Here is a 20,546-nt window from a genome sequence, read left to right as displayed (position 1 = left end):
CTAGGCTCTCAGCAGGCCATTTCCACCATCTGCCGCGGGAGCCCGGGTGAGCGCTGAGAAGCTGGTCGTGATCGGTCAGGGGTACGTCGGACTGCCGCTGGCCATGCGCGCGGTGGAGGCGGGGCTGGATGTGATCGGCCTCGACGTCGACGTCGACCGGGTGAAGCGGCTCGCGTCCGGCGAGTCGTTCGTGGAGGACATCCCCACCGACCGGCTGGGCCGGGCGCTGGGCAGTGGGCGATACCACCCCAGCACCGAGTACACCGACGCCGAGGGTTTCGACATCTGCGTCATCACCGTGCCGACCCCGCTGCGCGACGGAACCCCCGACCTGAGCTTCGTCGAGCAGGCCGGCGTCGGCATCGGCCCGTACCTGCGGCCGGGCTGCACGGTGATCCTCGAGTCGACCACCTACCCGGGCACCACCCAGGAGCTATTGCGCCCGCTGCTGGAATCGGCCAGCGGGCTGCAGAGCCCCGGCGACTTCCACCTCGGCTACAGCCCGGAGCGCATCGACCCGGGCAACCCGACCTGGCGGCTGGAGAACACCCCGAAGGTGGTTTCCGGCGTGGATCCGGCGTCGCTGGCCCGGGTGGACGGGTTCTACCGGCGACTCGTGGAGCGCACCGTACCGGTCGACTCCACCCAGGTGGCGGAGCTGACCAAACTGATCGAGAACACCTTCCGCCAGGTCAATATCGCGCTGATCAACGAGCTGACGATGCTCTCGCACCACCTGGACATCGACGTGTGGCAGGCGATCGACGCCGCCGAGACCAAGCCGTTCGGCTTCCTGCCGTTCCGGCCCGGCCCCGGGGTCGGTGGGCACTGCCTGCCCATCGACCCGTGCTACCTGTCCTGGCAGGTGAAGCGCCGCCTGGGCCGGCAGTTCCGGTTCATCGAGCTGGCCAACGACATCAACCACGAGATGCCCGAGCACGTCGCACAGCGGATCATGGCCGGGCTGAACAAGACCGGACGGTCGGTCAACGGCGCCCGGCTGCTGCTGCTCGGCTTGGCGTACAAGAAGAACACCGGCGACATGCGGGACTCCCCCGCGGTCGACGTGGCCCGCCGCCTGCAGGCCCTCGGCGGCGACGTCCACGCCGTCGAGCCGTACGCCGAGGCGCACCAGATCCCCGCCGGAGTGACCGCTGTCGACCTGAGTGAGTCGGAGGTCCGGGCCGCCGACGCGGTGGTCGTGGTCACCGACCACGACAGCTTCGACTACGACCTGGTGGCCCGGCACGCCCGCTACGTGTTCGACACCCGCAACCGGTGCTCCGGCCCGATGGTCGAGCGCCTGTAGACCCGGCACCGCTGGCCGGTCCCGCAGCCGGACACGACGACGGGACCGGCCGGCGGATGTCCGTCGAGCGTACGTGGCGGAGGCGCCAGGCCCCGCTCTCAGCTGCCGAGGACCTCGCGCATGCGGCCGATCTCGACGGTCTGCTCGGTGGCGAGCGAGTTGGCGAACTCGCTGAGCGTCAGGTCGGTGCCGACCTTGAGCAGGTTGGTTGCCATCTCGATGGCGCCCTCGTGGTGTTCGGTCATCATCCGGACGAACAGCCGGTCGAAGTCGGCGCCGCGGGTGGCCGCCAACTGCCGCATCGCCTCCGGCGACTGCATGCCGCGCATGCTGCCGTGGTCGTGCCCCTGGACCTCGGCGGGGAGGCCACGGGTCTGCAGCCAGCCACGCATCATGCCCATCTCCGGCCCCTGGCTGGCCCGGATCCGGTCGGCGAGGGCGCGGATGGTCGGGTTGGCGGCCCGGTCGGGGGCCAGCTCCGCCATTTCCAGGGCCTGCGCGTGGTGCGGGATCATCATCCGTACGAACCACACGTCCAGTGCGTTGTGCGGGGCGGGGCCGGCGTCGCGGACCTCGTGGGCCGGGCGGGTGGCCGCCGACTCACCCGGGCGGCCGGGCGCGATGACGGTCAGGTCGGTGGGTACGGGGCTGGCCGTCGGCGAGGCGCTGGCGGGCGCGGAGACCGACTGGGCGGTGCCCCTCGCGGAGTCGCTCCCCGCGCGGGCGACGACGAACGCCACCAGTGGCAGCACGAGCGCCAGTGTGACGATGGCCAGGGTCCGTGCACGCCGACTGGTCATGGGCAACTCCCTGGAATCGAGGTCATCGCGATGCTATCCATTGAGGAAGACGATCTCATGTGACACCAGTCACATCGATGCTCTTCGTCGGACGGTAACGTGTCAACAATCGTCTCCCCCTTGCGAAGGGCACTCGCCGATGATCAGACTCCACATGCCACGGATACGACAACTCCGGATCGTGGGCCTCGCCGCGACCGGCCTGCTCGTCGCCAGCGTCCTCGTCGCACCGGCAAGCAACGCGCAGGTCGTGCCGCAGGCGGCCCCGGTGGCCACCGCGGGAAACACGATCCCCGGCGTCGACGAGATCGTGAGCAGCCCCAACCTCCGGCAGATCGCCAACGTGCCCAAGGTCGCCCCGCTGGACGCGACCAACAGTGACATCGCCTTCCAGGGCAGGTACGCGTTCGCCGGCAACTACAACGGCTTCGTCATCTACGACGTGTCGCGGCCCAGCGCGCCGACGGTCACGGCCCGGGTGCTGTGCCCGGGGTCGCAGAACGACATCTCCGTCCACGGTGACCTGCTCTTCCTCTCCACCGACTCGTCGCGCAGCGACGACTCCTGCAACAGCACCGCGCAGGGGGCCAACATCAAGGAGTCCTGGGAGGGCATCAAGGTCTTCGACATCAAGGACAAGGCCAACCCCCGGTACATCAAGTCCGTCGAGACGGCCTGCGGCTCGCACACCCACACCCTCGTGCCGGGCAAGGACCGCAAAACCGTCTACCTGTACGTCTCGTCGTACAGCCCGCGGGCCGAGTTCCCGGACTGCCAGCCGCCGCACGACTCCATCTCCATCATCAAGGTGCCGCTGAAGAATCCCACCGACGCGGCCGTGATCTCCACGCCGAACCTCTTCCCGGACGGCGGCTTCCCGGGCAGCGAGACCGGCTCGGCGACCACCGGTTGCCACGACATCACCGCCTACCCGGACAAGGACCTGGCCGCCGGCGCCTGCATGGGTGACGGCATCCTGCTGGACATCCGCAACCGGGAGGTGCCCCGCGTGATCAACCGGGTGCGGGACACCACCAACTTCGCGTTCTGGCACTCGGCCACGTTCAACAACTCGGGCACCAAGGTGATCTTCACCGACGAGCTGGGTGGCGGCGGCGCGGCGACCTGCAACGAGGCCATCGGGCCGAACCGGGGCGCGGACGCCATCTACGACATCACCGGCCGCGGTGACGCCCGGACGCTGACCTTCCGCAGCTACTACAAGATCCCCCGCAACAACGCGGACACCGAGAACTGCGTGGCGCACAACGGCTCGCTGATCCCGGTGCTCGGGCGGGACATCATGGTCCAGGCGTGGTATCAGGGCGGCATCTCGGTCTGGGACTTCACCGACTCGGCCAACCCGAAGGAGATCGCCTTCTGGGAGCGCGGCCCGCTCTCGACCGAGAGTTTCGTCACGGGTGGCGCCTGGTCCGCGTACTACTACAACGGCCACATCTACTCCAACGACATCGTGAAGGGCCTGGACGTCCTGGAGCTCAACGACTGGCGCACCTGGACGGCGAAGCTGGTCCGGTACCGGGAGCTCAACGTGCAGACCCAGCCCAGCTACCTGAGCTGGTAGGCACCACGCGGTACGCCGGGCCCGGTCCCCGCTTCTCGGGGGCCAGGCCCGGCCACGTCCACGACGCCGGACATCAGCTCATCGGCAGCTGGTAGCGCCGCTCGGCGCCGCCGGTCGCCGTGACGAGCCGGACCTCGCCGCTGCGCAGGCCGTACGTCACCGACCAGCGGGTGTGTCCCTGCCGGACGGAGGCGAGCACCCGGTGCGCCGCGGTCGCGTCCAGCGCACCGCGGGCCTCGGTCAGCGCGGCGGCGATCTGCCCGTACCGACGGTCCTCGCGGCGGCGCTGCTCGGGAATCCCGGCGACCTTCACGTTGGTCAGTGCCTGCCAGCCGCCCGTACCCCGCTCCACCCGCAGCTCACCGTCGACGAACTCGATCACCGCCGACGCGCCGGTCGCGTCGGCCAGCAGGTAGTGCAGCGGCGGTCCGCCGTCGAAGTCGAGGTTGTGCTTGTCGAACACGGCCACCGCCTCGTCGACGGTGGCGGCCCGGTCCAGCACCAGTCGCAGGATCCGCACCGAGCCCACGGTGGGTTTGCCCGGCTCGGCGCGGGCCGTCGCCGCGTCGTCCGCGGCGAGCCCCACCGCGAGGCCACGCTCGTTCATTCCGTCGAAGGGCAGTAGCGGCGCGTCGAGCAGTCGACGGTCACCGGTCGGGTCCGCGCCGACCCCGAGGTAGGAGATGTCGACAAGCGAGATCGCCGCGTAGCCGTCCGGCGGGTCGGTCCGCAACACGAGGGCCGGGTTGGCGTCCCAGTCGAAGTTGCGGGCGAACAACGGTCGGGCCGGGTCGCCCCCGGCGACGAACAGCGAACAACCGAACGGGCTGGCCGGGGCCGCGTCGGTGCCCGCCGTCGGGTCGTACGCCCCGACGTAGGTCATCTCGTACAGCGGCAGGTCGTCCACCCGGCGCAGGCTGGCCAGGGTCCGCTCGGCCTGGGACGTGTCCTGCCGGGAGGCGTTCGGCATGCCGACCGGCGGGGAGGTGGGCGCACCACCGGACCCGGCGGTGGTGCAGGCGGTCAGGGCGAGCAGCAGGGCCGTCGTGACGGCCGGCAGGGTCCTCCGCATATCCGTTGGACGCTATGGGACCGATCGACGGTTGTCCACCGCGGCAAGCAGGCTTGTCCGGTTCCCATACTGGTGTGACTGGTCACGACGAAGGGGCCGGCGCGTGCGGCGGACCGGACCCCGTGCCAACGTCGTCAGACGTGAAGGTTGCCACCGCCGCGTCGTCCGCCCCGCCCGAGCCGAGGGCACGCTGGCGTCTCCACCCGCTCGACCTGGTGGCGGTCGTCCTCGCGGTGGCCGGGGCGACTTGCGCGCTGAGCGGGCTGCTGCCCCGCGCCGAGACCGCCGACACCCTGCACCGGATCATGCCCCTGCTGCTGTTCCTCGGCACCGTGATCGTGCTGGCCGAGCTGACGGCCGTGGCCGGAGTCTTCGACGTGCTGGCCAGCCGCCTGGCCATCGCCTCGCGGGGCAGCTGGGCCGTCCTGTTCCTGCTCTGCGGTGGCCTCGCCACTCTGACCACCCTCGTGCTCAACCTCGACACCACCGCCGTGCTGCTCACCCCGGTGCTGCTGGCCCTGGCCCGCAGCCTGGGTGTGCCGGCCGGCCCGCTCGCGATCACCACGGTCTGGCTGGCCAACACCGCCAGCCTGCTGCTGCCGGTGTCCAACCTGACCAACCTGCTGGCCGCCGACCGGGTCGGGCTGGCGCCACTGGCGTACGCGGCCCGGATGGCGCTGCCGCAGCTCGCCGCCGTGGCGGTCACCATGCTGCTGCTCTGGTACGCCTGGTGGCGGCGGGACCGACCGGCGGGCGGACGCTTCGTACCACCGGCCCGCCAGGTCCCCTCCGATCCGGTGCTGTACCGCACCGCGTTCGCCGGCTGTCTGCTCTTCGTCGCCGGCATCGTCGCCGGAGTGGAGATCGGTCTCGCGTCCACCGTCGCGGTCGCCCTGGTGTTGCTCGGCTTCGCCATCCGCTCTCCCGCAACGCTGCGACCCCATCTGGTGCCCGTGCGGTTGCTGCTCTTCGTCACCGGCCTGTTCCTGGTGGTGCAGACCCTCGGCCGGTACGGGCTGGACGACCTGGTCGCCGGCCTGCTCGGCGCCGACGGTGGAACGGCCGGGGCGCTACGCGCCGGCGGAGCGGGTGCCCTGCTCGCCAACGGGGTGAACAACCTGCCGGCCTATCTGGCCGGCGAGTCGGTGCTGCCGACCGGCGACGAGACCCGCCTGCTGGCCCTGCTCATCGGCACCAACGTGGGCCCACTGGCCGCTCCCTGGGCCTCGCTGGCCACCCTGCTGTGGTTCGAGCGATGTAAGGCGGCCGGGGTGGCGGTGCCGGTGACGCGGTTCGTGCTGACCAGCGGCCTGCTCGCGGTCACCGGCACGCTCGCGGCGGTCGGCGCGCTGCTCCTGGTGAGTTGAGCGTTCAGCGCCGCGGTGGGCGCGGGCCGACCAGTCGGCGGACGATCGGCGCGGCGTTCCACCTGGCCGCGCCGACCAGGTCGCGGGCGTGCTCCAGGACCGTGTAGTCGGGCCGGGTCAGCCCGTCGGCGATGGCCCGGTCCAGGTCGTTACCGCAACGGGTCAGTACGCTGTCGAAGTCGCGACGGACCGGCTCCAACAGGTCGTAGCCGAACGAGCGGTGCAGCCGGGCGAAGAGCGGCTTGTACAGCCGGACCCGCTCGTGCAGGCCCGAGGAGTACGACATGGGGTTCTTCGGCCGGCGTCGGATGTAGTCCGGCAGCACGTCGGCGAAGGCCCGTCGGACGATCCACTTCTCCTGGCCGTCGCGCAGCTTCAGCTTGAGCGGCAGTCGCATCGCCAGCTCCACCACGCTGAGGTCGAGGAACGGCACCCGGGCCTCCACACCGTGCCCCATGGCGGCCCGGTCGACCCGCTGCAACTCGGTGCGGCACAGGTTGCGGATGCGGTGCAGGAAGAGCCGACGCGACGCGACCGGGTCGACCCGGTGATACATCGGGTACCCGCCGAACAGCTCGTCGGAGCCGTCGCCGGTGAGCACCACCTTCACCCCCAGGTCGCGCAGACGCCGGAAGATCGGCACCGAGACCACCGCGTTGATGATGTCGCCGTACTCCGTCAGTTCGGAGATCCGGATCGCCTCACGCACGTCGGCGAGCCGGATGTCACGCGGGCGCAGCTCGATCACCTCGTGCGGCACGCCGAGGTCGGCGCAGAGCCGGCGCGCGTACGCCACGTCGGGGCTGTCCGGGACGCCGACGGTCACCGCCACGCAGTCCGGGTGCATGTCCCGCACCTGCCGTAGCGTCAACGAGCTGTCCAGCCCGCCGGAGAGCACCACGCCGACCGTGAGGTCGGTCTCCACCCGCATCCGGATCGCGTCGCTCAGCGCGGCACGGACGAGCAGGGCGGCCTCGTCCGGGTCGTCGATGATCGGCAGCCCGTCGCCGATGGTGAGCAGGTCGACGTACGGGCGCAGGCGCACGTGCCCGTCCGGATCCGCCCAGCCGTGGTGCCCGGGCGGCACCTCCACGACCGGGGCGCCGTGCCCGACCAGCGCCTTGACCTCGGAGGCGAGGTGCAGGCAGCCGGGGCGGCGCGACCAGTACAGCGGCTTCACCCCGAGCGGGTCACGGGCCAGGTAGACCCGGCCGGTGGGGCGCTCGACGACCGCGAAGGCATACTCACCGCGCAGCCGGTTCACCGCCGCCTCGCCCCACTGTTCGAACGCGGCCAGCAGCACCTCGGTGTCGCTCTCGGTGCGGAACTCCTGCCCGAGCCGGGTCAGTTGCGCCCGCAGCTCACGATGGTTGAAGATCTCGCCGTTGAAGCAGAGCAGCCAGCGCTCGTCGGCCGACGTCCACGGCTGCACGGCCCGTTCCCGGTCCACCACGCGCAACCGGCGGGTGCCGGCGAGCAGCCCGTTCTCGCACCGCGTCTCGGTGATCTCGCCGCGGGCGGCGAGGACGGCGAGCATCCGCCGGAAGGTCGCCGGGTCGGCCTCGGGGCCGATGCTCAGCGCGATTCCGCACATCGGCTCACACCCCCATCTCGGACTCGTACGCGCGGCGCAGCCGGCGCCGGGCGGTGGGCGCGAGACAGAGGTGCCAGGCCTGCCCCTCGTCGACCACGTTGAGCTCGCCGGTCTCCTGCCGGGCCAGCAGCAGTTCGGCGAGGGTGTCCCGCGCGCCGAAGCGCTCGTACCAGGCGAGTTCGACGTCCATCGAGTAGCCGAAGCAGTGCCCGCTGGGCAGCATCGCGGCGTACCCCAGCCGGCGCAGCCGGTACTGGTGCTCGGCGCTGCGGACCAGGCTGGTCACCCAGAGTGGCGGGGTGGCTGGCGGCACGGCCGCGGTGAACTCCCGTCCGATGTCGTTGAGCAGCGCCACCACCTCTCGCCGGGCGCGCCGGAACAGCAGCCCGGCGGTGCGCGGGGTGGCGTTCGGCCGCAGCCGGCGACCGAGCCCGCGCGCGGCCCGGCCCAGGATGGTGGAGGGCTGCTCCTGGTAGCGGAAGCGCAGCAGGTCGCGGCGGCGTAGCCATTCCAGGTCGACGAGCTCACTGCTGCCGTTGACCTGGTCGTCGGTGACGAAGGTCGGGGCGTCCTGCCACCACAGCACGTCGATGCGGGAGAGCAGGAAGATCCGGACCAGCGCGGTGAGGTCACGCGCCGAGGTGCGTTCGTTCGGTTGGTAGCGGGCCATCTCCAGCAGCAGCGTCTCGCGCGCGCCGATCAGCCCCTGCGGGGTGGCGTCGAGAACTGCGGCGAGCGCCGGCTCCCGCAGTCGCTCGTCGATGAGCACCTGCCGGGCCCTCGTGCTGGCCGCGTCGGCCAGCGCGCCCACCTCGATCAACAATTCGGCGACGGCCGTCCGGTAGGCGGTCAGATCGGGGGTGGTTGCGGCGGCACGGCCGGAGCTGGCTCCCGATGGCCGGCGGCGGGGCGGAGCGGTGGGCGACACGGGCGGACCGGGCCGCTGTCCCGGGCTACGGCTGGGCACTCGCATGACGGGTCCCTTTCTCCGGTCACGGCACTGGGTGGATCGCCCTGAAACACACCGTAATCAGCAGGACCCGGGATGGACCGAACAATTCTCCTATCCATCCCCGAAGGGAGCAGTTTGCCGCAGTCGCCGGAGGGTGTTCAGCGGTTCGCTCACGGGCCGAGGAGGCCGTGTGTGGTGCCTGTGGAGCTGATATCACGAACGATTCAGACCCGACTGCCCGGCGTCTGCTGTCCGCCAGCCGACCGACCGGTCGGTGATGTCGCAGACGACTCAGCTCCAAAGGCGCCGACCAGCACCCCGCCCACCGGCGACCGCCATCGGCCGGCCGCACCGGCCAGTCGCTGCCCTGGCGACCGCCATCGGCCGGCCGCACCGGCCAGTCGCTGCCCTGGCGACCGCCGACGGCCGGCCGCACCGGTCAGTCGCTGCCCGTCGGCACCAGACCCTGCACCTCGGCGTACGACGGCAGCCCCGCCGGCGTGGTGGGTCCGCCGGTACGGACGGCATCCGCGGTGGCCAGCGCGGCGCCCAACGCGGCCCGGAACAGCAGGGAGCCGGTGCTGACCCTGGCAGCTCCGGCCCGGCCCAGTTCGTCCAACCCTGGCCCGCCCGGCTGGAACAACACGTTCAGCGGCACGTCGAGGCGCTCTGCGAGCACCCGCAGTGTCGCCAGGTGCACGGTGCCGGGCACGAAGATCCCGTCGGCGCCGGCGGCACGGTAGACCTGGGCACGGGCGAGGGTCTGCGGCAGCGGGTCGTCCACCCCGAGCCACCAGGCGTCGGTGCGGGCGTTGACGAACAGGTCCGGCAGCACCGCCTTGATCGCCGCGATCTTCTCCGCTGTGGCGTCGACGTCGGCGAGGGTGCCGTCGGCGCGTCCGTCCTCCAGGTTGATCCCGACGACGCCGAGTCCCGCCAGCTCGGCCACGTAGCCGGCGACATCCGCCGCGTCGTCGCTGAACCCGCCCTCCACGTCCACCGTCAGCAGCACCGGCAGCCTGGTCAACCGTCGGGCCAGGGCCAGGGTCTCTGCCGCGGTGGCCGCCACGCCGTCGGGGAGGCCGGCGGCCGCGGCGACCCCGAGACTGGTGGTGCCGACCGCCGGGTGACCGCGCGCGGCCAGCGCCGCCGCCGAGGCGTGGTCCCAGGCGTTGGGCAGCAGCAGCGGACGGTCGCCACGGTGCAGGGCGCGGAACTCCGCACGTCGGTCGTTCATCGACCGGTCACCTCCAGGATCGTCGGGACGCGCAGCGTCGGGTGCGGCTCGTGGCGCAGAGCGCTGCGGGTAGGCCGGCAGCGCCGACGCAGCACGTCGAGCACTCCGGTCGCGAGGGCCAGGGCGTGCCGCTCGCCCGGGCAGCCACGCTCCCCCGCACCGAAGGTCAGCAGGCCGGTGGGCCGGCCGGGCCGGAAGAGCTCCGGATCGGCGAACGTGGCCGCATCGCGGTTGGCCGCGTCGAACCGGAGCAGCACCGGGCTGTCCGGCGGCAGATCGCGCCCACCCAGCCGTACCCCCGTGGTGGTGACGCGACGGGTGGCCCGGACCGGCGGGTCGAGCCGCAGCACCTCCGCCAGCAGTTCGGCGGTCCCCGAGCCCGGCGGATCGCCGGCCCGAGGGCGGGCGGGCGCGGGCAGCAGATGGTGGGCTGCGGCGCCGATCAGGCCGGCAGTGGCGTCGCATGCCTGGACCAGCAGACCGATCAGGTTCGCCCGTACCTCCGGCGGCGTCGGCGCCGCGAGCACGAGCAACGCCGCCACCGCCCGGTCAGCCCGACCGAGCAGGGCAGGGTCGACCCCCGGGTGGTATGCGGCCGCGACGGCCTCGACCGCCGTTGCGGCGGCGACCGGATCGCCGAAGCCGAGCCGACCGGCCAGCACCCGCAGCGGCACCGGCCTGGCAAGTTCGCGCATCACGTCGAGGCGGTCTCCGGCCCGGTCGAGGGCGGCGGCGGTCAGCCCGGCCGCCTCCCGGCGTAGGTCGTCGGGATCCAGCGCGGCCAGAGCGGTAACCCCGATCGCCCGGCGCTCAGCGTGCCGCTCCGGCGGGCTGAACCTGCTGACCGTGGCCCGCAGCCAGGCAACCGTGCCGGGCGGACCGGTGTCGACGGCGGGCACCCGGAAGACCGGGTCGGTCAGCGCCGTCCGGACGTCGGCGTGCCGTGTCACCCACCAGAAGCCGTCAGGTTCCAAGACGGGCGGCCCGCAGGCCGGCGTCCCGGCGGCGGGCGGAACAACAGGCCAGGCATCAGTCATCGCCCGACGGTAGAACCCCGTCCCTTCGGCCCCCACCGAACAGTGCCCGCCTCCGGCGCGGCCGGAGGTCAGGCGCGGCCGCTGGTTGCCTCCGGGGGTGGGGTGGAGGCCAGGGTGTGTTCGGGGATGTTCAGGGTCGCGGCGAGGGCGGGTCGGCCCGTCGGGGTGAGGCGGACCGCGCGATCGATCCCCGCAGCGGTCCAGCCCAGCTCGGTGAAACGGCGGCGGAGCGCCGCGCCGAGCGCACCGGCCAGGTGCGACCGGCGCTCTGTCCAGTCCAGGCAGTCACGGACCACCGGGCGTCGGGCGGCACGCAGCACGTCCACGGGTACGCCCAGCCCGGCCGCCCACGCCCACCCGTCGGGGGTCAGCGAAAGCCCGCTGACCCGGTCCAACCGCCCGTCGGCGAGCAGCGCGTCGTACATCAGCACGCCCAGCCGCCCGGCCAGGTGGTCGTAACAGGTCCGGGCGTACGCCAGGGCAGCCCTGGCGGTCGCGGCGCGCAGCGACCCGGTGGGCGCGGGCGGGGCCGGTGCGTGCCCGGCGAGTCCCTCGATGAGCTGGGCCACCGACGGCCCGGCCAGGCGCAGGTAGCGGTGGCGGCCCTGCCGCTCCTCGACCAGCAGCCCACCCCGGACCAGCCGGGTCAGGTGCTCGCTCGCCGTCGATGGCGCGATCCCGGCCCGGCGGGCCAGCTCACCGGCCGTCCAGGCGCGGCCGTCCAACAGGGCGAGGCAGATGCCGGCGCGGGTGCCGTGGGCGAGCAGGGCGGCCAGTTCGGCCATCGGGCGACCCTCGGTGATGGCGCTCATCCGCCCATCATCGCTCCCGCCGACCCTCTTTACAACGTTGTATCCACCGCTGTAGAAACGGTGACACACACCGACCCTTGTCGACACACCGCCAACTCCCTAGGCAGGTCTGCATGCGACACCTCCGCCGCGTCGGCGCACTCACCGCCGTGCTCGGTCTGATCCTGGCCGCGACCGTTCCCACACCCGCCGCCGGCTCCGACGTTCCGTCCCGCTACCGCAATCCCATCTCCGCCGCCGTGGGTGACACGTTCGCCGACCCGGTCATCGTCCGCGGCGACGACGGCCTCTGGTACGCGTACGGCACCACCGACCCGCTGCGCGAGGGCGAGGGCGAGTTCCACCGGGTGCCCATGGCCCGCTCGGCCGACCTGGTCCACTGGACGTACGTCGGGGACGCCTTCGGCCCCGACCAGCGCCCGCCGTACGCGACCGGCGGCGCGGCGTACTGGGCACCGGACGTGCGTCGCTTCGGCGACCGGTGGGTCATGTACGTGACGGTCACCGACACCACCGTCTCGCCCGAGGGCAGCGACTACGCCATCGGCGCGGCCACCGCCCCCACCCCGACCGGGCCGTGGACCTTCGCCGCGCAGCCGGTCGTCGCGCCGCGCCCCGGCGGCGGTGGCGGTTACCTGTGGACCATCGACCCGAGCCAGTTCACCGACGTCGACGGTCGCGGCTACCTCTACTACGGCAGCTACTACGGCGGCATCTCGGTCACCGAGCTGAGCCCGGACGGGTTGACCGCCGTCGGCACGCCGACCCTGGTGGCCATCGACAACAAGTTCGAGGGCAGCTACGTGCTGCGCCACGACGGCTGGTACTACCTGTTCGCCTCCACGGCGAACTGCTGCGCAGGCCCGGCCACCGGCTACTCCGTCCAGGTCGGGCGCGCACGCGGCCCGCGCGGCCCGTTCACCGACCGCGAGGGCGTCGCGCTGACCGCGTCCCGGGCGGGTGGCACGCCGGTGCTCACCCAGAACGGCAACCGCTGGATCGGTCCCGGCCACAACGGGTTCCTCACCGACCTGTCCGGCCAGGACTGGATCGTCTACCACGCCATCGACCGCGCCGACCCGTATCTCGACGAGCCGTTCGGCATCAACGAACGCCCGATGCTGCTCGACAGGCTCGACTGGATCGACGGCTGGCCGACCGTGAACGCCGGCACCGGCCCGTCCGAGGGCACCCGACCCGCACCGGTGACCACCGGCCGGGTCGACGCCCGGTTCGACACCGGCGGACTGGTCGACTGGCGACGCGACGCCGGCGAGTGGCGGGTCGCCGACGGCCAGCTCAGCGGCAGCGGCGCGCTCACCAGTCGTACCACCGTGGGTGCAGACGTGCGGGCGGAGGCCGACCTGCGGCTCACCGGCGCGGCCGCCGCCGGAATCACCCTCGGCGACCGCGTCGAGGTCCGGGTGGACACGGCCGGCGGCAGGCTCGTGGCCCGCGACGGCCGCCGGAGCGCCACCGCGCCACTGCCCGCCGGGTTCGTGCCGACCAACCGGCACAACCTGGCCATCGAGGTACGCGGGCGGCAGCTCGTCGCCGAGCTGAGCCCGGCCCGCCTCGGCGACCAGCTCGCCGTGGTGTCGCTGCGGCTGGAGCGCCCGGTCGCGGGCCGACCCGGGCTGACCGCCACCGGCGGCACGGCCGAGTTCGACAACGTGAGCGTGGCCCGGCTCTACCGGCCCGAGCGACGGGCCGCGCCGGTGCCCCGGGCCGGTGCGCCGCTGCCGGCCTACTCCGACGAGTTCGGCGACGGGCTCGACGGCGCCTGGCAGTGGGTCCGCGAGGACCCGGCGGCCACCGTTTCCGGAGGCGCGCTGCGCTGGCCGGTGCAGGCCGCCGACCTGACCGGCACCGGCAACACCGCCGGTGTGCTGCTGCGCGACGCGCCGAGGGGCGACTACGTCGTCGAGACGAAGGTGACCCTGGACCTGGGCGAGGAGACCGTCCGCAACTACCAGCAGGCCGGCCTGGTCGCCTACGTGGACGACGACCGCTTCGCCCGGCTCACCCAGGTGGCGATCTGGAACACCCGGCAGGTCGAGTACGGCTACGAGCTGCCCTTCGCCGGTCGGCCGGTGTACGGCGGGAGCATCGTCGGCACCCCGGCCACCACCACCTGGCTGCGGCTGGCGCACCACGTGGACCGGGTCACCGGTGAGCACGAGTTCCGGGCCGGCTCCAGCCGGGACGGACGTACCTGGACGTGGGGTGCGGTGTGGACCTTCCCGGCCGACACCACCCCCCGGATCGGCCTGGTGGCACACGGCGGCGCCGAGCCGCCGGCCACCACGGAATTCGACTACCTGCGCTTCTACCGCTGAGGCGCTGGATTCGGGACGGTCCGGGGGTACGACCTTCGGGACGTGCGTGCCGGGAACTGACCAGGGAGCGCCGACACGGGCTAGAGGTCGAACTGCCTCAGGCGAAGAAAATCAGGCCTGGAGCCCCGCCATCACCCCGCTCCCCCAGCAGAGGGGACGGCTCACCCGGCGAGACACCGACCTCAGCCCAATAGACGCGACCAGCCACGATGTAGTCGGTAACCCGATCATGACGGAGGAGGTACATCGTCGCGTAAGGCCACCGCGTCCCCAGCCGCTCCTCCTCGGCCGTCTTTTGTTCGGACGTTGCGAACCGAAGAGAGAACGGGTGAATAGCGTCTCCCGCGCAGATCCGCGAAACATCATGGAACACCAGGTCCAAGACCAGCTGCTCGTCGTCGCCCTCCGGGTCACCGATGATGCCTCGAAGGTGCACCCTGCTGTGGCCGACCGCGATCGACCACGGTTTCACCGGCCCTCTGATCCGCAAAGGCAGAACTCCTCTGACGAGTCGCGGTCCAGTCAACTCTCCTCCAGCGGGCCACTGCAGCTCTTCTGCGAGTCCGCGACGAGTGTCGCCGACTCCGGCGGCAGCGCCAACCAGATATCGGCAGCCACCTCTTGCACAAACGTCGCCGCCGCAGCCACCTCCGCCAGGGCACGTCGCTCAGCGAAAGCATTCGACAGGCCGGCCAGCGACGTGCCCTAGCGGAGCCGGGACAGCGCTGTCACCGTCCGGTCCGTGCCGTCGTAGCTGCGCGCGGCGTCGAAGTCGCCCGTTGGCCGCTGCCCACCGGCGACGGCACGGGCCAACCGCAGGTCCGCGTTGCGGAACCGCAGGGCCAGGCTCAGGTGTGCCACCCACACCCCCGGAGCGTGCCACGTACGGTGACCGTCGGCCTCGGCGAGAACGTCCCAGACCGCGGCGTGCAGCGCGGTCAGCGCGGGTGCCGGCCGTACGAGCCAGACCAGCGGGGCGCTGCCGTCCAAGACGACGACCCGGTCGAGCGCGACCGGCACCGGCAGCGCGGCGTCGAACAGCTCGGCCAGGCGGCGCTCGACCCCGGCCGGGAACCCGTCGACGGCGGCAAGGGTCAGATGCGGCCGGTTGGTCGGGTGGGTGTTGCGGGCCAGGCTGGGCAGCCCAGCGGCCACCAACCGCCCCCAGACCGCGCGGACGGCAGTCTCCAACCCGGGCGAGCAGACCAGTTCCACCGTACGCACGCGCCCAGGTTAGCCCGGCGGTCCCGCGCCACCCCTGCCGATCGGGATCGAGCCGCACCTCGAGGCCGGTTCGGTCGACGGAAGGCCCGCGGCCGGACAGCCGAGGGCCTTTCGTCGAGTTGGGTCGGTGCTGGGCTCGATGGTCAGAGCCAGCCGTTGTCTCGTGCCGTGCGTACCGCCTCGGCCCGGCCGGCCGAGCCGAGTTTCTGCACGGCGGCGGAGAGGTGGTTGCGGACGGTGCCGGTGGACAGGTGCACCCGCCGGGCGATCACCGCGACCGGTGCGCCGAACTCGGCCAGCCGCAGCGTCTCCAGCTCCCGAGGGGTCAGCGGGCACGCGGGCAGGGTCAACGCGTCGGCGGCCAGCGACGGGTCGACGTACCGGCCGCCGGCGTGCACCCTGCGGATCACGTCGGCGAGCGCACCACCGGGCGAACCCTTGGGCAGAAAACCCCGCGCGCCCGCCGTCAGCGCCTGGCGCAGGTGCCCCGGGCGGCCGTGCCCGGTCAGCACGACCACCGCGCACTCAGGTCGGGCCAGGGTCAGCTCGGCGGCCACCGCGATGCCGTCCAGGCCGGGCATCTCCAGGTCCACGACGGCCACGTCCGGGCGGTGCGCCAGTGTCGCGGTGACCGCCGCCGGTCCGTCGGCGGCCTGGGCCACCACCTCGATGTCCGGCTCCAACCCGAGCAGGGCGGCCACGGCGACCCGGATCAGGTCCTCGTCGTCGGCGAGCAGGACGCGGATCACGACGCCACCGGCACTGTGGCTTCCAGGGTGAACACCGCGTTCTCCCGGCGTACCCGCAGCTCTCCCCCGGCGGCGGCGAGCCGGTCAGCGAGGCCGCGCAGGCCATGGCTGTGCTGGTCCGGGCCCCGGTCGTCTGCGCCGTCATTGATCACGGTCATCCTGGCCACGGTCTCGTTCCGGTCGATGCGGATGCGGCACCAGTCCGCCCGGCTGTGCCGCAGCACGTTCGTGCCCGCCTCGCGGAGCACCGCCGCCAGCTCGGCGGCGGTGGGTTGTGGCAGGTCGGCCGGCGGCGTTCCGACCGTGCAGCGCACCCCGCAGGAGCGCAGGACCTCCGCCACGGCGGCCAACTGGTCGCCGAGGTCGATCGCGCGGTAGCCGTGCACCGTCTCGCGGACCTCGGTCAACGCCGAGGCCGCGAGCCGCTGCACCTCGGTGGCCTCCCGGCCGGCCCGCTCCGGGTCGACGGGCGCGAGCCGGGCGGCGAGTTCAGCTTTCAACGCGATCACGGTGAGGCTGTGGCCCAGCACGTCGTGCACGTCGCGGGCGAAGCGCAGCCGCTCCTCGGCGGCAGCGAGCCGGGCCTGGGCGGCCTGACCCTGCCGGGCCTCCACCAGGAGGTCCCAGAACCAGACCTGGAACCAGTTGACGGCCGCCACCGCCACCCCGATCCCGCCGGTCACGGCCAGGTACCGCCAGACCGCGCCGCCGGTCCATCCGGCCACGCCCGCCGACACGAGCAGGGTCGCCGCGGTGACCGCCAACGCGGCCGGGAGACGGACCAGGAGCGGGGCCATCCCGACCAGGGAAGCCCCGATCCACGCCCAGGTCGGCCAGAGCCCCGCGGCCACCGGGGCCACCAGCGGTACGGTCAGCGCCGCCACGACGGCGAGGCCGAGCTGGGCACGGCGTCGCCACCGTTGCGCGAGCCACGGGGTGACCGCCGCGTACAGCACAGCGGTCTGGGTGGCCGCGAAGGCGAGGATGCCGACGGCGCCGAGCGCGACGCGACCGGCGTCCGGGTCGCGGGTCAGACCGACCGCCGGCAGCAGGACGCTCGCCCAGACGCCGGTGGCCAGCGACAGCAGGGTCGCCTGCCGGGCCCGACGCAGCCGGCGGTCCGCCCGGGGAGTCACCGCCTCGCTCGCCACGCACCGATCCTAGAACCGGACGACGCCCGGTCCACCCCTGCGAACTGTCACGGTTGGACCGTGCGGTCCGCACAGAATTCCGGTGACGGACGGATCTTCTCGCGACGCCGGAAGGCCAGCAGGCTCGACGGCATGGAGAAGACACGGATGTACGCGGACACCATCGTCGTACCGCCGCCCGCATCGCTGCCGATCCACCAGCGGGGCGGAAGCGTTCGGCGGCTGCTGTGGCACCTGGGCGAGATGGCGCTCGCGATGGTCGCCGGGATGCTGCTGCTCGGGCCGCTGTGGAAGGTGGCCGGCATCGCGCTGGGGGCCACTGGTGCGCTGGCCCGCCCGGACGTGGCCGCGCTGGTGATGGCCACGAACATGACCGCCGGCATGACGGTGTGGATGCGCCACCGGGCGCACCACTGGCGTGGGGTCGTCGAGATGGCCGCCGCGATGTACGTCCCCTTCCTGCTGCTGCTCGTACCGTTGTGGACCGGCCTGCTGGATGCCGACGCGCTGATGGTCGGCGGTCACCTGCTGATGGTGCCGGCCATGGTGCTGGTGGCGGTGCGGCACCGGCACGAGGCGCCCGCGCCGGTACGGCGGCACCCGGCCGTGGTGGCGCTCGCCCGCCGCTGGCCGACCGGTCTGGCGCTGCTGGTGACGGTGGACATGTGGATCGATCCGGGAGTGCTCAGCCCGTGGACGATGCTGGTGCTGCCCGGCGGCTATCTGGTGATCGGCCTGGTCCGCCGTACCCTGCGCGGGCCGGGTGTGCTCGCCACCCAACTCCTCGGCCTGGCCGGCTGGGTCGCCCTGACGCTGGTCGCGGTCACGGTCGGCGGACGGACGGCCGCCTGGCTGGTGGCGTTCGGTTGGCTGGCGCACGCCGGATGGGACCTGGTGCACCACCGGACCGCCCGGGTGGTGCCGCGCGGCTACGCCGAGTGGTGCGGAGTCCTGGACACGGCGCTCGCCGGCATGATGATCGTGGCGATCCTCGGCACCGATGGTTGATGTGCCGGTCGGCGCAGCGGCTCCCGCGGGGTGATGAAAGGCTTGGCACATGAGTTCCGCACCTGCACAGCACGACGCACCTACCGACACCACCCCCGACGGCACCGACGAGGCACTCGCCTTCACGGAGCTCGGGCTGCGCGCCGAACTGCTGGGCGCGCTGGCCGCCCTCGGTTACGAGGAGCCCACCCCCATCCAGCGGGAGGCGATCCCGCCGCTGCTGGAGGGTCGGGACCTGCTGGGTCAGGCGGCCACCGGCACCGGCAAGACGGCGGCGTTCGCGCTGCCGCTGCTGCACCGGATGCCGGCCCACCGGCAGGGCGGCGACCCGGTGGCGCTGGTGCTGGTGCCGACCCGGGAGCTGGCGGTGCAGGTGTCCGAGGCGTTCCACCGGTACGGCAAGGAGTTGGGCGCGCGGGTGCTGCCGATCTACGGCGGGCAGCCGATCGGGCGGCAGTTGCGGGCACTGGACAGCGGGGTCGACGTGGTGGTGGCCACCCCCGGGCGGGCCCTCGACCACATCGCCCGGGGCACTCTGCGGCTGGGTGGGCTGGCCACGGTGGTGCTCGACGAGGCCGACGAGATGCTCGACATGGGTTTCGCCGAGGACATCGAGGCGATCCTGGAGCACGCCCCCGCGCAGCGCCAGACGGTGCTCTTCTCGGCCACCATGCCGTCCCGCATCGACGGGATGGCGCGGCAGCACCTGCGCGAACCGGTCCGGATCGAGATCGGCCGGGAGCAGACGGTGGCCGGTGAGGCGCCCCGGGTGCGGCAGAGCGCCTACATCGTGACCCGGGCGCACAAACCGGCCGCCCTGGGCCGGGTACTGGATGTGGAGTCACCCACCGCCGCGATCGTGTTCTGCCGCAGCCGGGAGGAGGTCGACCGGCTCACCGAGACGATGAACGGCCGCGGTTACCGGTCCGAGGCGCTGCACGGCGGGATGAGTCAGGAGCAGCGCGACCGGGTCATGGGGCGGCTGCGGGCGGGCACCGCCGACCTGCTGGTGGCCACCGACGTGGCGGCCCGCGGGCTGGACATCGAGCAGCTCAGCCACGTGGTCAACTACGACGTGCCGTCGGCGCCGGAGTCGTACGTGCACCGGATCGGCCGGGTGGGCCGGGCCGGCCGGGAGGGCGTGGCCATCACTCTCGCCGAACCGCGCGAGCACCGGATGTTGAAGACCATCGAGCGGGTGACCGGCCAGCGGATCACCATCGACAAGATCCCCACGGTGGCCGACATGCGCACCCGGCGACTGGAGTTGACCCAGGGGGCGCTGCGGGAGAGCCTGCTGGAGGACGACCTCGACCCGTTCCGGGTGATCGTGGAGACGCTGACCGACGAGTTCGACCTGATGGAGGTCGCCCTCGCCGCCGTCAAGCTGGCCCACGAGGTGACCTCGCCGGGCGCGGACGACGAGGAGGAGATCCCGCAGGTGCCGGTGCGCGGCCCGCGCGAGGGTCGACCCGAGACCGGCGGTCGGGGCGGCGACCGGCGCGGCGGGGGCCGGCCCCGCGTGGGCGGTAACACCGTCCAGGTCTTCGTCGGCCTGGGACGGCGCGCCGGGGTGCGACCGCAGGATCTGGTCGGCGCGATCACCGGGGAGACCGGCATCAACGGCCGCGACATCGGCTCGATCGAGATCGCCGACCGGTTCTCGTTGGTGGAGGTGCCGCAGGGCGTGGCCGACGAGGTGATCTCGGGGCTGCGTTCCAGCACCATCAAGGGCCGCAAGGCCACCGTGCGCCGGGATCGCGGCGGCGAGCACCGCTGAGGGCGCCGCCGGCGACCGCCGGGTACGACGGTCGCCGGCGTCACGGTTCAGAAGGAGTACGGGCCGAATCGGCCCCAGGCCACCACGGCGGCGAGGACGAGCAGCACCACGCAGGTGATCGCGCCCTGGATCTCGGTCCGACGTCGGTCCGCCGTGTCCTGCTTCTTCAGGTCGCGCAGGTGCACCAGGATGCCGCCGATCATGACGATGACCAGACCGACCGCGGCGAGCGGGGTGAGCACGGTGGCGATGCCGGTGAGGGCGGGCAGCACGAGCCCGATGGCGGCCAACAGCTCGACGGCGCCGAGCGCCTTGACCTGGGTCGGCGGGACCGGGTCCACCCAACCCATCCGGTCGCGCAGCTTCTCCTTGGGCTGGGTCAGCTTGGCGACGCCGGCACCGCCGAAGACGACGGCGAGCAGGATCTGGATGATCCAAAGGACCACGTTCACGGGGATTTCCTCCGGGGGTGCCGCCTCGCGGCGGACAGGTAGTTGAGGGTTCAAGCGAGACAGTAGACCTGTCCGCGT

18 protein-coding genes are annotated in these 20,546 nt (G+C 72.6%); 6 read left to right on the top strand and 12 right to left on the bottom strand.

Features of this window, described 5'->3' with window-relative positions; translation table 11 throughout:
* The first annotated feature begins 46 nt into the window (after positions 1-46).
* Complete coding sequence (locus tag ACLJN9_RS01675) at positions 47-1,309, top strand: nucleotide sugar dehydrogenase (protein ID WP_410809163.1); 1,263 nt, start codon at positions 47-49, stop codon at positions 1,307-1,309.
* Positions 1,310-1,407: 98 nt separating this feature from the next.
* On the opposite strand, the gene ACLJN9_RS01670 is transcribed toward ACLJN9_RS01675, so the two are convergent.
* Positions 1,408-2,109 (bottom strand): DUF305 domain-containing protein, encoded by a 702-nt coding sequence (locus ACLJN9_RS01670; RefSeq protein WP_410809162.1) that lies wholly within the window; start codon positions 2,107-2,109, stop codon positions 1,408-1,410.
* 139 nt (positions 2,110-2,248) lie between these two features.
* On the opposite strand from ACLJN9_RS01670, the gene ACLJN9_RS01665 reads away from it, so the two are divergent.
* Positions 2,249-3,694: an LVIVD repeat-containing protein gene (locus ACLJN9_RS01665; RefSeq protein WP_410809161.1), complete on the top strand. Its 1,446-nt coding sequence runs from the start codon at positions 2,249-2,251 to the stop codon at positions 3,692-3,694.
* A gap of 73 nt (positions 3,695-3,767) precedes the next feature.
* Here ACLJN9_RS01665 and ACLJN9_RS01660 read toward each other — a convergent pair whose 3' ends face one another.
* Positions 3,768-4,766, bottom strand: coding sequence for a linear amide C-N hydrolase (locus ACLJN9_RS01660; protein WP_410809160.1), 999 nt, complete (start codon positions 4,764-4,766; stop codon positions 3,768-3,770).
* Positions 4,767-4,906: 140 nt separating this feature from the next.
* Between ACLJN9_RS01660 and ACLJN9_RS01655 the strand changes: the two genes are divergently transcribed.
* The gene (locus ACLJN9_RS01655) at positions 4,907-6,133 is read left to right on the top strand and encodes an SLC13 family permease (RefSeq protein WP_410809159.1); all 1,227 of its coding nucleotides are present in this window, start codon (positions 4,907-4,909) and stop codon (positions 6,131-6,133) included.
* Positions 6,134-6,137: 4 nt separating this feature from the next.
* Here ACLJN9_RS01655 and ACLJN9_RS01650 read toward each other — a convergent pair whose 3' ends face one another.
* The 5 genes from ACLJN9_RS01650 to ACLJN9_RS01630 all read right to left on the bottom strand — a co-directional run bounded on the left by ACLJN9_RS01650 (position 6,138) and on the right by ACLJN9_RS01630 (position 11,765).
* Positions 6,138-7,727 carry an asparagine synthetase B family protein gene (locus tag ACLJN9_RS01650; protein WP_410809158.1) on the bottom strand — a complete coding sequence of 530 codons (1,590 nt, stop codon included), beginning with the start codon at positions 7,725-7,727 and terminating at the stop codon, positions 6,138-6,140.
* Positions 7,728-7,731: 4 nt separating this feature from the next.
* Complete coding sequence (locus ACLJN9_RS01645; protein WP_410809157.1) at positions 7,732-8,700, bottom strand: DUF5715 family protein; 969 nt, start codon at positions 8,698-8,700, stop codon at positions 7,732-7,734.
* 418 nt (positions 8,701-9,118) lie between these two features.
* Positions 9,119-9,916, bottom strand: a complete 798-nt coding sequence (locus ACLJN9_RS01640) for an isocitrate lyase/phosphoenolpyruvate mutase family protein (protein WP_410809156.1) — start codon at positions 9,914-9,916, stop codon at positions 9,119-9,121.
* Positions 9,913-10,953, bottom strand: a complete 1,041-nt coding sequence (locus ACLJN9_RS01635) for a cytochrome P450 (RefSeq protein ID WP_410809155.1) — start codon at positions 10,951-10,953, stop codon at positions 9,913-9,915. Before ACLJN9_RS01635 ends, ACLJN9_RS01640 begins: the two co-directional genes overlap by 4 nt.
* 68 nt (positions 10,954-11,021) lie before the next feature.
* Positions 11,022-11,765, bottom strand: coding sequence for an ArsR/SmtB family transcription factor (locus ACLJN9_RS01630; protein WP_410809154.1), 744 nt, complete (start codon positions 11,763-11,765; stop codon positions 11,022-11,024).
* 113 nt (positions 11,766-11,878) lie between these two features.
* On the opposite strand from ACLJN9_RS01630, the gene ACLJN9_RS01625 reads away from it, so the two are divergent.
* The gene (locus tag ACLJN9_RS01625; RefSeq protein WP_410809153.1) at positions 11,879-14,104 is read left to right on the top strand and encodes a family 43 glycosylhydrolase; all 2,226 of its coding nucleotides are present in this window, start codon (positions 11,879-11,881) and stop codon (positions 14,102-14,104) included.
* 97 nt (positions 14,105-14,201) lie between these two features.
* Here ACLJN9_RS01625 and ACLJN9_RS01620 read toward each other — a convergent pair whose 3' ends face one another.
* From ACLJN9_RS01620 to ACLJN9_RS01605, 4 genes are all read right to left on the bottom strand, one after another.
* Positions 14,202-14,576: a hypothetical protein gene (locus ACLJN9_RS01620; protein ID WP_410809152.1), complete on the bottom strand. Its 375-nt coding sequence runs from the start codon at positions 14,574-14,576 to the stop codon at positions 14,202-14,204.
* A 233-nt stretch (positions 14,577-14,809) separates the two neighbouring features.
* Entirely contained in the window at positions 14,810-15,328 is a 519-nt protein-coding gene (locus ACLJN9_RS01615; protein WP_410809151.1) for a 2'-5' RNA ligase family protein, read from the bottom strand.
* A gap of 143 nt (positions 15,329-15,471) precedes the next feature.
* Positions 15,472-16,077 carry a DNA-binding response regulator gene (locus tag ACLJN9_RS01610; RefSeq protein WP_410809150.1) on the bottom strand — a complete coding sequence of 202 codons (606 nt, stop codon included), beginning with the start codon at positions 16,075-16,077 and terminating at the stop codon, positions 15,472-15,474.
* Positions 16,074-17,228, bottom strand: coding sequence for a sensor histidine kinase (locus ACLJN9_RS01605; protein WP_410809149.1), 1,155 nt, complete (start codon positions 17,226-17,228; stop codon positions 16,074-16,076). Before ACLJN9_RS01605 ends, ACLJN9_RS01610 begins: the two co-directional genes overlap by 4 nt.
* Before the next feature lie 132 nt (positions 17,229-17,360).
* On the opposite strand from ACLJN9_RS01605, the gene ACLJN9_RS01600 reads away from it, so the two are divergent.
* Together ACLJN9_RS01600 and ACLJN9_RS01595 are read left to right on the top strand one after the other, a co-directional pair.
* Positions 17,361-18,236 carry a hypothetical protein gene (locus ACLJN9_RS01600; RefSeq protein ID WP_410809148.1) on the top strand — a complete coding sequence of 292 codons (876 nt, stop codon included), beginning with the start codon at positions 17,361-17,363 and terminating at the stop codon, positions 18,234-18,236.
* A 49-nt stretch (positions 18,237-18,285) separates the two neighbouring features.
* The gene (locus tag ACLJN9_RS01595) at positions 18,286-20,016 is read left to right on the top strand and encodes a DEAD/DEAH box helicase (protein ID WP_410809147.1); all 1,731 of its coding nucleotides are present in this window, start codon (positions 18,286-18,288) and stop codon (positions 20,014-20,016) included.
* A gap of 47 nt (positions 20,017-20,063) precedes the next feature.
* Here the strand turns inward: ACLJN9_RS01595 and ACLJN9_RS01590 are convergent, their stop codons facing one another.
* Positions 20,064-20,468 carry a DoxX family protein gene (locus tag ACLJN9_RS01590; RefSeq protein ID WP_410809146.1) on the bottom strand — a complete coding sequence of 135 codons (405 nt, stop codon included), beginning with the start codon at positions 20,466-20,468 and terminating at the stop codon, positions 20,064-20,066.
* Positions 20,469-20,546 lie beyond the last annotated feature (78 nt).

Source organism: Micromonospora sp. 067-2, assembly GCF_046549295.1.
In the GTDB taxonomy this organism is placed as follows: domain Bacteria; phylum Actinomycetota; class Actinomycetes; order Mycobacteriales; family Micromonosporaceae; genus Micromonospora.
Note: the sequence above shows the minus strand (reverse complement) of the source record. Positions and strands in the feature narration are given on the sequence as shown.

Bases quoted from the DNA above. Each gene is read 5' to 3' on its own strand.
- ACLJN9_RS01670 (WP_410809162.1), bottom strand. From the start codon at position 2,109: ATGACCAGTCGGCGTGCACGGACCCTGGCCATCGTCACACTGGCGCTC.
- ACLJN9_RS01665 (WP_410809161.1), top strand. From the start codon at position 2,249: ATGATCAGACTCCACATGCCACGGATACGACAACTCCGGATCGTGGGC.
- ACLJN9_RS01660 (WP_410809160.1), bottom strand. From the start codon at position 4,766: ATGCGGAGGACCCTGCCGGCCGTCACGACGGCCCTGCTGCTCGCCCTG.
- ACLJN9_RS01650 (WP_410809158.1), bottom strand. From the start codon at position 7,727: ATGTGCGGAATCGCGCTGAGCATCGGCCCCGAGGCCGACCCGGCGACC.
- ACLJN9_RS01645 (WP_410809157.1), bottom strand. From the start codon at position 8,700: ATGCGAGTGCCCAGCCGTAGCCCGGGACAGCGGCCCGGTCCGCCCGTG.
- ACLJN9_RS01640 (WP_410809156.1), bottom strand. From the start codon at position 9,916: ATGAACGACCGACGTGCGGAGTTCCGCGCCCTGCACCGTGGCGACCGT.
- ACLJN9_RS01635 (WP_410809155.1), bottom strand. From the start codon at position 10,953: ATGACTGATGCCTGGCCTGTTGTTCCGCCCGCCGCCGGGACGCCGGCC.
- ACLJN9_RS01630 (WP_410809154.1), bottom strand. From the start codon at position 11,765: ATGAGCGCCATCACCGAGGGTCGCCCGATGGCCGAACTGGCCGCCCTG.
- ACLJN9_RS01625 (WP_410809153.1), top strand. From the start codon at position 11,879: ATGCGACACCTCCGCCGCGTCGGCGCACTCACCGCCGTGCTCGGTCTG.
- ACLJN9_RS01600 (WP_410809148.1), top strand. From the start codon at position 17,361: ATGGAGAAGACACGGATGTACGCGGACACCATCGTCGTACCGCCGCCC.
- ACLJN9_RS01595 (WP_410809147.1), top strand. From the start codon at position 18,286: ATGAGTTCCGCACCTGCACAGCACGACGCACCTACCGACACCACCCCC.